General features: G+C 48.1%; 10 protein-coding genes. 8 read left to right on the top strand and 2 right to left on the bottom strand.

Annotation, left to right across the window (positions count from 1 at the left end; all coding sequences use genetic code 11):
* Nucleotides 1-7 precede the first annotated feature (7 nt).
* The 5 genes from LZU85_RS14865 to LZU85_RS14845 are packed head-to-tail and all read left to right on the top strand — an operon-like array spanning nucleotide 8 to nucleotide 6,366.
* Nucleotides 8-2,161 carry a type I secretion system permease/ATPase gene (locus tag LZU85_RS14865; protein WP_237287487.1) on the top strand — a complete coding sequence of 718 codons (2,154 nt, stop codon included), beginning with the start codon at nucleotides 8-10 and terminating at the stop codon, nucleotides 2,159-2,161.
* Nucleotides 2,158-3,486, top strand: coding sequence for an HlyD family type I secretion periplasmic adaptor subunit (locus LZU85_RS14860; protein WP_237287485.1), 1,329 nt, complete (start codon nucleotides 2,158-2,160; stop codon nucleotides 3,484-3,486). The genes LZU85_RS14865 and LZU85_RS14860 overlap by 4 nt, the downstream gene beginning before the upstream one ends.
* 17 nt (nucleotides 3,487-3,503) lie before the next feature.
* Entirely contained in the window at nucleotides 3,504-4,814 is a 1,311-nt protein-coding gene (locus LZU85_RS14855) for a TolC family outer membrane protein (RefSeq protein ID WP_011151735.1), read from the top strand.
* 1 nt (nucleotide 4,815) lies between these two features.
* Entirely contained in the window at nucleotides 4,816-5,430 is a 615-nt protein-coding gene (locus LZU85_RS14850) for an OmpA family protein (protein WP_237287476.1), read from the top strand.
* Nucleotides 5,431-5,457: 27 nt separating this feature from the next.
* On the top strand, nucleotides 5,458-6,366 hold the full coding sequence (locus LZU85_RS14845) for a PstS family phosphate ABC transporter substrate-binding protein (protein ID WP_237287474.1): 909 nt from the start codon (nucleotides 5,458-5,460) through the stop codon (nucleotides 6,364-6,366).
* 43 nt (nucleotides 6,367-6,409) lie between these two features.
* Here LZU85_RS14845 and LZU85_RS14840 read toward each other — a convergent pair whose 3' ends face one another.
* A complete protein-coding gene (locus tag LZU85_RS14840; protein ID WP_237287472.1) occupies nucleotides 6,410-7,528 on the bottom strand; it encodes a mechanosensitive ion channel family protein in 1,119 nt (372 codons plus the stop codon).
* A gap of 261 nt (nucleotides 7,529-7,789) precedes the next feature.
* Here LZU85_RS14840 and LZU85_RS14835 point away from each other — a divergent pair, with 261 nt between their 5' ends.
* A complete protein-coding gene (locus tag LZU85_RS14835) occupies nucleotides 7,790-8,137 on the top strand; it encodes an XRE family transcriptional regulator (protein WP_176299456.1) in 348 nt (115 codons plus the stop codon).
* Between the two features lie 205 nt (nucleotides 8,138-8,342).
* Nucleotides 8,343-9,971, top strand: a complete 1,629-nt coding sequence (locus tag LZU85_RS14830) for a methyl-accepting chemotaxis protein (RefSeq protein ID WP_237287470.1) — start codon at nucleotides 8,343-8,345, stop codon at nucleotides 9,969-9,971.
* Between the two features lie 133 nt (nucleotides 9,972-10,104).
* On the opposite strand, the gene LZU85_RS14825 is transcribed toward LZU85_RS14830, so the two are convergent.
* Nucleotides 10,105-10,380, bottom strand: coding sequence for an N-acetyltransferase (locus tag LZU85_RS14825; protein WP_176299475.1), 276 nt, complete (start codon nucleotides 10,378-10,380; stop codon nucleotides 10,105-10,107).
* Nucleotides 10,381-10,550: 170 nt separating this feature from the next.
* On the opposite strand from LZU85_RS14825, the gene LZU85_RS14820 reads away from it, so the two are divergent.
* On the top strand, nucleotides 10,551-11,300 hold the full coding sequence (locus LZU85_RS14820) for a flagellar brake protein (RefSeq protein ID WP_176299454.1): 750 nt from the start codon (nucleotides 10,551-10,553) through the stop codon (nucleotides 11,298-11,300).
* The last annotated feature ends 174 nt before the right edge of the window (nucleotides 11,301-11,474 follow it).

Genomic DNA, 11,474 nt, shown 5'->3' with positions numbered 1-11,474 from the left:
GAGTGGTATGAACACTATCGTGGAAGAGAGACAAGATCACTGGTTAACGGCCATTCTTTGGGCATGCCAACATTTTGGTATTCGTTGTCACGCCCTGAAGGTGGTCAATGGTTTGCCTCTTGAAAATGGCCAATTGAGTGAAGCCTTGTTTCAACGAGCGGCAGAGCAAGCACAGCTAGAAGTCGGCCTCACCAGCTTGTCGCTGCTGGAACAGGCCACTTTGCCTTGCTTAGCCGTGGAAAAACAAGGCAACCCACTGCTGATTTTAGGGCGAGAAGGCGAGCACTACCGCTGTGTATCGCCACATCTGGCCAATAGTGACGTAACCTTGAGCTTGGATGAGCTGAAAACGCGAGTGAAAGAGGGGGTATGGCAGCTTTCGACACAGGTTACCGCTGATGGCCGTGTGGAAAGTTTGATTGAAGAAAAGCCCGTTCATTGGTTTCGCCAAGTGCTGATGGAAGTGCGGCCTTGGTATCGTGATCTCTTACTGGCTTCGTTTGTTATTAACCTGCTGGCGATGGTGGTGCCACTGTTTACTATGAACGTCTACGACCGCGTGGTGCCGAATCAAGCCTTCCATACCCTTTGGGTGCTTTCTGTCGGTGTCATCATCGTGGTGGTGTTTGATTGGGTATTACGAGAAGCGCGCAGCTCAGTGACCGATATGGCGGGGCGCTATGTCGAAAACAAACTGTCAGCGCAATTGTTCCAAAAAGTGTTGGGGATGCGCCTTGAGCAGCGACCTCAGTCGGTGGGGGCATTTGCCCGCCAGTTGCAAGATTTCGATAGCGTCAAAGATTTCCTCACCTCAGTGTCACTGGTTACTTTAGTGGATCTGCCGTTTACGCTGTTCTTCCTCCTGCTGATTGGCTGGTTAGGCGGCGCGATGATGTTGATCCCGCTGGCGGTTATGGCGGCGTTATTGTTGCTCAGTTTTGTGATGAAAGGTCGCCTTGCACAAACCTTTACCGAATCGGCGCGCCTTTCTACGCAACGCCAAGCCCATGTCTACGATAGCCTGTCAGCGTTAACGGATATCAAGCAAAACAATGCTGAAGGGATGACACAAAAACGCTGGGAACAGACGGTTTCTGCGTTGTCGGAATGGCAAACCCGTTCGCGTTTTTATTCCAACATCGTTTCTCACTCCATTATGTCGAGCCAGCAAGTGGTGACGATCGCCTTGATCATTTTCGGCGTGTATCAGATTGCCGAAGGGCTATTGAGCATGGGAGGCTTGATTGCCATTGTGATGCTCAGCGGGCGTGCAGCGTCTTCGATTAACCAGCTTTCTATGCTGATGCTGCGTTACCAGCAGACGCAAACCGCAATGGAAGGGCTCAACCAGATCATGGCCACGCCTCAAGAATCTACGTCACATCAAGTGATGGACAGAGGCGAGTTCCACGGGAATGTCGCTTTGCGAAACGTCAGCTTCGCCTACCCAGAGATGCAGATCCACGCGTTGGAAGCGATTTCATTGGATATCAAGGCGGGTGAGAAAATCGGTGTTATCGGCAATGCTGGCTCAGGAAAGTCTACCTTAATGGCGTTGCTTGCTCGTCAGTTGCTGCCAACCGCTGGGCAAATGTATTACGAAACCATTGATGCGCAGTTATGGCCGCCCAGTGTTATTCGTGCGGGGATTGGCTGGGTTGGTCAAAACCCTGGGCTGATTTATGGCACCATCTACGAAAACATCACCTTTGGCGACCAAAGCATTGATGAGCAAAGACTACTCAATGCGGTGATGCTCTCTGGTCTCAATGATTACATGCCTCGCTTGGCGAATGGCTTAGAAACTCAGGTGGGTGAGCAGGGGCGTTTTCTCTCTGGGGGGCAGCGTCAGGCAGTGGCGATCGCTCGCGCGATCTATCGCGATCCTGCGATGTTGCTTTTGGACGAACCCACCAGTGCATTAGACAAAGCGGCAGAAGAGCGTTTTTTCCACGCTTTACAGCGTTTGCCAGCGGACAAAACCTTGGTCATCAGTTCACATAAGCAGAGTTTTCTTACCCTTTGCGATCGCATTTTGGTGCTCGATAAAGGTAAATTGGTGGCACAAGGCACCCCGCATGAGATCTTCACGCAACAAGGTTCAGCAAGAGTGCGCAGCCGAGTGAAATCAGTGAGTGTGGTCAAAGGAGGGCAATCATGAGCAGTCAGATCATGTGGTCGAATAACCGCATTGCTTACCGTTCTCGTCGTCTCATTTGGCTTTGCGCTGCGTTGGTGTTGGCGATAGGGGTTTGGGCCTCATGGGCGACCCTAGATGAGGTAGTGGTAGGCGATGGCAAAGTGGTGCCAAGCTTGTCGATTCAAACCATACAAAGTTTGGAAGGCGGCATCATTAAGCAAGTGTTGGTGTCGCAAGGGGAACAAGTGGTGAAAGGGCAGCCGTTGATGGTTCTCGATGACACTCGCTTTCGCGCTTCTTACCAAGAGTCGGATCAGCAATTGCAGACCTTGCTCGCGCAGAAAAAGCGTTTGGATCTCGAGCTGCAAAGCATTGTGGTTGACGGGCGAGCCACGGATTGGCAGCAACAAGTGCGCATTGCCAAGCAACCTTACCCAAGTGGGCAAGATGAAGTCACTCGCGCCGAGTTTAATGCGCGAGAAAACTACCATCAACGTTTGGAACAGTTGGACTCGGAGCTGGAAGAATCCGCCCTGCGTATTGAGCAGCAGTCTCAAGCCTATCAAGATACGTTAAACAGCATTCGCACCTTGGAAAACAGCATGGCGATTGTGCAGAAAGAGCTCAACATGCTGGAAGATGTTGTGAAAACGGGGGCGGTGGCCGAAGTGGAGCTGCTTAAACTCAAGCGCGACTACGTCAAACTGCAAGGTGATATTTCTAGCGCGAAAGTGCTGGCTCAGAAACAAAAAGCGGCCTATTCCGAGTCGATTGCGGATTATCGCGGTATTGCGCTTGATTTTCGTACCAAAGCGCGGGGTCAGTTGAATGAAGTGCTGGCTGAGCTCGCGCGCTTGCAGGAGAGCCAATCGGCGATAGCCGACCAATTGCGCCGCACGGAAATTTTGTCACCGGTGGATGGCACGGTAAAAGATGTCTTGATCCGCTCGATTGGTGGTGTGGTACGCCCAGGTGAACCGATTATGGAGTTGGTGCCGCTCGATAGCCGCTTAATTGTGGAAGCGAGAATTGCACCACAAGATATTGCGTACGTCAAAGTTGGTTTAGAAGCCACGGTCAAGTTTACCGCTTATGACTTCGTTATCTACGGTGGGCAGAAAGGCAAAGTGGTGTATGTGAGTGCTGACTCACTCAAAACCGAAGAAGGCGACCCGTATTATCGTGCTCACATTGAATTGATGACCGATGACGCATCACAACAGAATTTTAGAATTATCCCCGGTATGCAGGCGATGGTCGACATATTGTCGGGAGAGAAAACCGTATTGAGCTATTGGCTTAAGCCGCTTCTCAGAGCCAAAGAGACGGCGTTAAGAGAGCCTTAAACAGAAAAGGAAAGGGAATGCGTTCAAAATTACTCATGGTGTCATGGGCACTGGCGCTGCCACATGCGCATGCAATCTCACTGGAGGAGTCGGTGGCATCGGCCATTGATTACAGCCCAGAAGTGCTTGCCCAGTACTCGCGCTATCAATCGGTCATCCGAGACATGGACGGTGCCGAGGGCTTTTATCTGCCACAAGTGAAGCTCTACGGCGCGATCGGCTACGAGGAAACCTACTACAACAGTGGTCGAAAAATCGATGACGAAGATCGTGGTCTCACGCGCAGTGAGCTTGGGGTGAAAGTGTCGCAGCTGTTGTTTGATGGAATGAAAACCACCGCCAATGTCGACCGTCTCAGCTTTGAAGCGGAATCTGAACGTTTGGCATTACTCTCTGATGCAGAAAACGTTGCCTTGGACGTGGTGAAGGTCTATTTAGAATACCTCAAAGCGCAAACCATGCTGGATCTGGCCGAGCGTAATGTCACCGAACATGAAGAGATCTATCAAGATATTCTGGAAAGAACGGGCAAAGGCTTGAGTAGCCATTCTGATTTGGCGCAGATTTCAGCGCGAGTGGCGACCAGTAAATCATCAATGATTGCTGCGCAGAACAACCTTTATGATTTAGAAACTCAGTTTATTCGTCTGGTCGGCAAACCCGCTCGTGAGTTGGTGGATCCGGTATTTGATCTTGCGCTACTGCCGCCCAGTCGTGAGGTTGCGGTGCAACAAGCGGTAGACAACCATCCGGAAATTCGTGCCGCCATTCAAGATATTGAAGCGGCGCGTAAAGAGATCAAGCGCGAGAAAAGTGGCTATTACCCAGAGATCAAACTGGAGCTGCAAGCCAACAAAAACGAGAACATCGGTGGGGCGGAAGGGCGTGATGAAGATGCGCGCATCATGTTGACCCTCGATTACGATCTGTTTAATGGCGGTTCAACCAATGCGCGGGTGGAGTCTTCGGCATGGCGAGCAGAGCAAGCTCGTGCAATTCGCATTCGCACAGAACGTCAAGTGAGAGAAGGAACGGAATTGGCTTGGCACGCCTACGACATGCTGGCCAAGCAAAAGCAACTGCTGCAACAAAACGTGGATTCCGCCAAAGTGGCTGAGCAGGGCTACATCCAACAATTTTCAGTCGGAAGACGCAGTCTATTGGATGTGCTGGATGCGAAAGTGGAAGTGTTCTTGGCCCGCAGAAACTACGTGGCTGCGCAGTATGACCATACCTTGTCTGCGTATCGATTACTCAATGCGATGGGGCTGCTTACCTATGCGTTACGCGTAGAACATCCACAAGAATGGCAGGCAAAGGAGAAATAATATGAGACGGAATTTATTAGCCTGCGCAGTGTTGCCTATGTTGCTTACGGCTTGTGCGCAAATGCCAGACACCACCATGACTCGTCATCAAATCGATGATCTGCGCGACAGCGATAAAGATGGCGTGATTAACCAGCGTGACATTTGTGCAGACACACCATTGGGCACTGAAGTTGACAGCAAAGGCTGTACTCGCTGGACGATTTATCAAAAAGTGGATATCAAAACCGTTTACTTCAATTTTGACGATGCCCATATTCGTCTCGATCAATCGAGCGAGTTTGATGAGTTGCTGGCAATTTTAAATCAAGGCACAGAAGCAAAAGTCATTCTAGTCGGCGACACCAGCCCTGAAGGCAGCGACGAGTACAACCAAGTATTGGCGAGAAAGCGCACCTCGGTGTTAAAAGAGGCGTTAATCGAAAACGGTATCGCACCAGAGCGTATTTCTGAACAGGAATTCACCCAAGTAACCGCGTTGACGGAGAAACTCAAAGACCGCAAACGCCGTACCATCGCGGTGATCACCCAGCCAGATATGAAAACCGAAGCGAAATGGACGATTTATACCTCAGAGCAAGAATCGTCCAATCTCAAACGAACTGTTCGTCAATAACGGGTGGCAATCATGAAGGGAGCAAAAATGAAATTAATCAATGGTTGTATCGCCACATTGGCTGGGTTGTCGTTGAGTGCGGGAGTTTGGGCTGAGGAAAGTTCACGTATTTTGGTTGAGCAAGAATTGATGGCGGTTGCTAACGATTTAATCCAATCGGCAGAACTCGATATCACTGCGCGAAAAAGTGCGGATGTGCAAGGCGCCATGATCGACAACCAAGCGCGTCTGGGTATCAGCTCACGTAAATGGCTCGACAGTGAAATCGCCTTGTTTGAACACAAGTATGGTTATCGCCCGACTGAACTGTTTTTCACTTCAGACGTCATTACCATCTTGGTAAATGAGGAGAATCCGATTGGTGGGGTAACCATCGACGAGTTGGAGCTGATCTTCGGTTGCCATGATCAACCAGAGCTAATGCAGTGGAATAAGGTTCTTGGTGAAGAGTATCAAACCATCAAACCTGTGGCGGTGGAAAACGAACTGGCTAAGCATCTGAACTTTGCGAAGCTGGTGGAGTGTGAATCGCCTCAAAGCTCGCTTACCCAGTATTATCCTGAGCGTGAGCAACTTATCGAGGCCATCGCCGATGACAAGAACCTGATGGGATATACCGTTTATGCAGAGCTTGAGAGTGGTGTACGCCGCCTTGATATCATCAACCGTAATGGCGAACGTTTTGACCTCAACAAAGAAACGATTTTGTCTGGTCGCTATCCATTGTCTAACGTCTATTATCTTTACCTTAATTTGCCACCCAATCGCAATTACCTCACCGATGCGGAGAAGTATTTTGTCGGCTTAACATTAGGGGAAGAGGGGCAGGAAACCATTGCAGAACACGGTTTTATTAGTTTGCCTGAAGAAGCGATACACAGAAATAAGGTACGTTTAGCACTCGAGGCCCCATTGGTCTACGGAGGCTACAAATAGCACAGAGTAACAAGCCGAGCATGACCTCGGCTTGTTAGTTTTTTTACTGAACACCTTGCATGGTTTGATTCCCCTTGTTGGGTTCAGTCAATCCTGCCTGCACTGGATCAAACTTCAATGTTTGAGTCGGGAAGGCAATATCTGCACCGTTTTTCTGAATAATTTCCATCACTTTGAGTAGCACATCTTGCTTCACCCCATGGTATTCCACCCAGTTCACCGTTTTGGTGAAGGTGTAGACGAAGAAGTTAAGTGACGAAGAACCAAAGCTATTAAAGTTCACGATCAAGGTCTGATTTGCATCGATATCGGGGTGATGTTTCAGCATCTCACGAACTTGCTCAATGATTTGAGGTAGCTTATTGCAATCGTCATAACGCACACCAATGGTTTCGTAAATACGACGATTGAGCATGCGCGAAGGGTTTTCCACCACAATATTGCTAAACACCGAATTGGGTACATACAGAGGGCGTTTATCAAAAGTGCGAATAATGGTCATTCGCCAACCGATGCGCTCAACGGTGCCCTCAATTTGGCGATCCGGAGAGCGTACCCAATCCCCCACTTTAAACGGGCGGTCAAAGTAGATCATCAAACCACCAAAGAAGTTTGAAAGAAGGTCTTTGGCCGCTAAACCGACGATCAAACCACCCACACCACCAAAGGTTAACAAACCAGACAAGCTCAGGCCAAACACCTGCATCATGGTCAGCGTGCCGATGGTGAGAATAAATAATCTCGCCACCTTCGCAGCGGCTTGCACTGTGGTTTCATCGTAGCTTTGTGTTGCTAAGAGATACTCTTCTGCGTGATTAACAAAGCGCATGACGATCCAAACCAGCAGCGAAATCACCATGATGAGTTTCGCGGTGCCAAGCCAAGCTAAGCTTTGTCCGGTTTGGCTTTGGACGATAATGCCAAGAGAGATGGTTCCTGGCCAAAGCCAGATAAAAGTGCTGATAGGGGTTCTAAAAGCTTCCAGCAAAAGATCATCCCAGTGGAGATGCGTTTTTTCCGCGAGCACATGTAAGCGTGATACCACCACGCGCCAAACGATCCATGCGATGGCGCTGCATCCGGTAATAAACAGCACACTGCCAAACCAATCCTTGTGATTACTAAAGAGTGCTTGTTGCAGCTCAATTAACCAATCATTCATATCTCAGAACTTATCGTTTGAATTAAAAAGAGAAAGGTAACAGATAATTGGTCAACACCGCAAAAATTGAGCCGATAAAATTCCAATGCGACTCATTGATATGAGCTCCTTACGACACAATAGGATGTGAATGGGATCGAGTTTTGTGCAATATGTACCGTTTCTACCGCATAATTTCACCGGTTCTTTGACTTGTAACTAACACTTTCGTTATTAAGTCATGAGAGTTTTATACTCAGATCGGATTATTGGGGAAAGGTGATGGAATTTACTGAGCAGGATCGTATCGCGCTGTACGATATTTGGATGTCGCAAAAAGCCAAAATGCATATTACGCAGATGGAAATGACGCGCCGTCTCGGGCTTAACCATCACGAGTTTTCTTCCTATCTGCGAGGCGATACCCCACTTACTCTTGGTTTCATCAATCAACTGTGTGAACAGCTCCACGTCCAGCCATTCAAAGTAATCCCTTCCTTATCACGACGTGATCTTTCGACTTCTCAAACGATATTCCTGCAAAATAAAGTTACTGTCGATGGCGTGATTCGCAATGTTTACGTTGAGGGCAATCAAGTGATCATCGAGTACGAACATCCGATTAACTAACCCTGTTTGTTGCAAGACATATTCTTCTATATTTTTTCACATTTAATTATATGGTCGACTTTTTGACTAAGGTCGACTTTATGTCGCTAACATTATGAAATTATTAGCATCTTTTATAGACAAAAATGTGAGCACGCTCTAGAATTTGCCCTTTCTGAAATGGTTGGCTTTGGCGTAAAGCGAACCTTCTTGATTGAGGCATTACATGCAATTTTCGTTAAAAAACTTGTCTGTTAGAACCCAGGTTTTAGTCCCTGTTATTTTGACCGCGTTGGCTTTGCTCGTGGCGCTTTGGGTCACCAAAGACAAACTCGAAGCTGAACAAGATGTTATTACTCATAACACCAACTCACTGGTTTTCTATAAAGATACTTTGGCGAAAATTGATGATTCGGTTTACCCACTGCGAATTAGCGCAGTGTACGCGATTTACGATGCTAATCGTCGTGACAACTTCTTATCGCAGCTTAAGCAAAGTGCCAGAGAAATTAATCAAGATTTGGATGAGATCATTGAACGCGGCGAATTTCGCGCGGAAGCGACAGAAGTGCGCAAATCAATCAATAGCTACATTGATCACTCAATGAATGCGGTGGAGTTTTTTGGTCGTAATGATCAAGGCACGGTCTCAGCGGCAGAATACAACCGTTTTATCGCGGACTACCGTAAAGTGGGCGATGAGATGGTGGCGGCAATAAACACCATGTCACAAATGGTGAATCGAAAAGCCGCTGAAAGTATGGAACAGAGCAATCTTGATAATATTCATGTGAAAAATGTCGCGACAGCGACGGTTCTTGGTGTCCTAGCATTATCTTTGCTGGTGGCTTGGTTCCTCTCAGGCATGATTGTCACACCCGTGATCAAGTTGCAAGCGGTGATGCGTGAACTGTCACAAGGCAATCTTTCTGTTCGCGCAGACGTCGATGGCGACAATGAAATTGCGCACCTCAGCAAAGACGTGAATACCACGGCGAGCCAGCTACACAGTATCGTTGAACACTTGATCCGTATCTCCGAAGAAGTGGCGTCGGCATCAACAGAACTTGCCGCTGTTATGACCCAATCCGAAGCGAATGCGCAGCAAGAGTTGGCGGAAATTGAACAAGTTGCTTCAGCAGTGAACGAGCTTGCAAGTACCGCGAATAACGTTAGCGATAACGCGACCTCGGCGGATGCCACCGCTCGCGAGACAGACGGTTTAGCCAAATCGGGTTTGGCGATCTTTAAAGAGAGTGCCGAAGCAAGCCAACAGATGTCATCGGCACTGAACGATGCCGCGCGCGTGGTATTGAGCTTGAAAGAGCAATCGGTGCAGATCAACGATGTGATTGAAGTGATTCGTGGCGTTTCTGAGCAAACCAACTTGCTGGCGCTCAATGCGGCAATTGAAGCTGCCCGTGCTGGTGAATCTGGCCGTGGTTTTGCGGTAGTGGCAGACGAAGTTCGTATGTTGGCCGCTCGTACGCAAGATTCAACTAAAGAAATTCAAGTGATCATTGAGCAGCTTCAACTGCAATCTGGCCTAGCCAATGACAGCATGCAAGAGAGTTTGAATATGCTAGAGCGCAACAATGAACTGACTAAACGAGCGAACGATGCCTTGGTGGGTATTACTGAAGCGGTTGCGAACATCAACGATTCAAACGCACAAGTGGCAACGGCAGCAGAAGAACAATCGCAAGTGACGCAAGACATCAACCGCAACGTTGTCAACATGTCTGAACTGGTCAACCAAAACGTAGCGGGTATCAGCCAAAGCGCCAGCGCGAGTAGCGAGTTGTCGCAGTTGGCGGAAAAACAAAAGGCTCAATTGAGTTTCTTCCGCTTGTAAAATGTAAAACACCTCTCGAACACTACCTTCAATTTGCCTTCGTCTTTAATGGAAGTCGAAGGCAAATTTCTCATCCCACACCTTCTCTTCTTCCTTCAAACTTGGTGTTGTAGCAGCGGATACTGTAAGCCAGTTAAAGTAAGTGTTGCCACTGCGGATGGCGATCCAAGTAGTGTTTCACATAGCTACAAACGGGAATCACTTTGTAACCGCTTGCCGCGATCTCGGGTAATAGCGCTTCCATCATCACTTTGCCATAGCCAGCGCCTCTTAACGCTTCTGGAATGTGTGTTGAGGTGATCGCCATGCTGTTCTCTTCCAATTGATAATGGACGGTAGCGTAGTGTTCGCCGTGTAAATGAACGCGATAGAGGTTATTTTCTGCATCATGGGTGATAGGGTTCACAATTCTTCTCCTCAATTTATAGGTTTATCATTGAATCAAAAACAGTCTCTAAATAAAATCGGGCAACAGAGTACATAGGCTATGTTTATGTAATAGGCTCGAATGAGTTTAGATAGCTATTCAATAGAATGAAAACAGCGGCCGCACCAGTGAGGCTGACTAGGATAGGTACGATGAATACACCGATGGCTAGAATCCAAAAGCGCCCACTAAGTTCGCCTGATAATGCTTCACAGCGTTGCACAACGTCGTTGAATAGCACCGATGCACTGGCGATGATTGAGCATGGTAGCGAAATCACACTCAATGTCGCAACGCCAGTGGGAACCAAGTTTTTGACGACCAGTCTATTCGTTGGCACTCACTCTGGTCACTCAATACTGGTTGAAATTCCCCAAATATCGGATGACGATCTCAAGTTCTATTTTCAAGAGGGCTTCTGGGTTAACGTCAAGGCACTCTCGCACCGTGGCGAAGGGGCCATCATACAGTTTCGCTGTCAGTTAACGCATCGTTTGAGTGATCCATTTCCGCTGCTGGTGTTAAGTGTGCCAAGCACTATGCTGGTATCGCAGTTGCGCAAAGAAACTCGATATGAAGTGAACTTACCCGCCAAAGCTTATGTGAATGAAGCCAAAGTGGAATGTGAAATTCGAGATTTATCACGAGGCGGGTGCCGTTTCGTAACCGCCCCAATGAGCCGTATTTTTATGGTGGGAGAAGAAGTGTCGCTCGAAATTTTTCTCAACAAAGTCGGTGGCCCAACACTCGCACCACTGAAAGGGAAGGTATGTAACTTACAACGTTCGACACACTACGCTCGATACGGTGTTGAGTTTGATGATCTTGGCAAGCACAACGCCAAGAATCTGCTTGGTCATTTGAAGTTTGACGGAACAAAGCTAAAACTACGCAGCTCTTAGCTTGCTTGAAATGAGCCGTGAGTGTTCGCCATGGCTCTATTGTCCCAACTGCCCATTCTCCTTATCTATTTTGCCTGCTGTTCAGAATACAGAGCTCGCTTGGCCTTTCTGGTCATTGAGTTTAGTGTCGAGATTAATTTGAGTAATTACTTAAATTGATAGCCATTCTCATTT

This window comes from Vibrio floridensis, from assembly GCF_021852965.1.
Taxonomy (GTDB): Bacteria; Pseudomonadota; Gammaproteobacteria; order Enterobacterales; family Vibrionaceae; genus Vibrio; species Vibrio floridensis.
Note: the sequence above shows the minus strand (reverse complement) of the source record. Positions and strands in the feature narration are given on the sequence as shown.

Excerpts from the sequence above, each read along its gene's own strand:
- LZU85_RS14865 (WP_237287487.1), top strand. The coding sequence starts at position 8 with ATGAACACTATCGTGGAAGAGAGACAAGATCACTGGTTAACGGCCATT.
- LZU85_RS14860 (WP_237287485.1), top strand. The coding sequence starts at position 2,158 with ATGAGCAGTCAGATCATGTGGTCGAATAACCGCATTGCTTACCGTTCT.
- LZU85_RS14855 (WP_011151735.1), top strand. The coding sequence starts at position 3,504 with ATGCGTTCAAAATTACTCATGGTGTCATGGGCACTGGCGCTGCCACAT.
- LZU85_RS14850 (WP_237287476.1), top strand. The coding sequence starts at position 4,816 with ATGAGACGGAATTTATTAGCCTGCGCAGTGTTGCCTATGTTGCTTACG.
- LZU85_RS14845 (WP_237287474.1), top strand. The coding sequence starts at position 5,458 with ATGAAATTAATCAATGGTTGTATCGCCACATTGGCTGGGTTGTCGTTG.
- LZU85_RS14840 (WP_237287472.1), bottom strand. The coding sequence starts at position 7,528 with ATGAATGATTGGTTAATTGAGCTGCAACAAGCACTCTTTAGTAATCAC.
- LZU85_RS14835 (WP_176299456.1), top strand. The coding sequence starts at position 7,790 with ATGGAATTTACTGAGCAGGATCGTATCGCGCTGTACGATATTTGGATG.
- LZU85_RS14830 (WP_237287470.1), top strand. The coding sequence starts at position 8,343 with ATGCAATTTTCGTTAAAAAACTTGTCTGTTAGAACCCAGGTTTTAGTC.
- LZU85_RS14820 (WP_176299454.1), top strand. The coding sequence starts at position 10,551 with ATGAATACACCGATGGCTAGAATCCAAAAGCGCCCACTAAGTTCGCCT.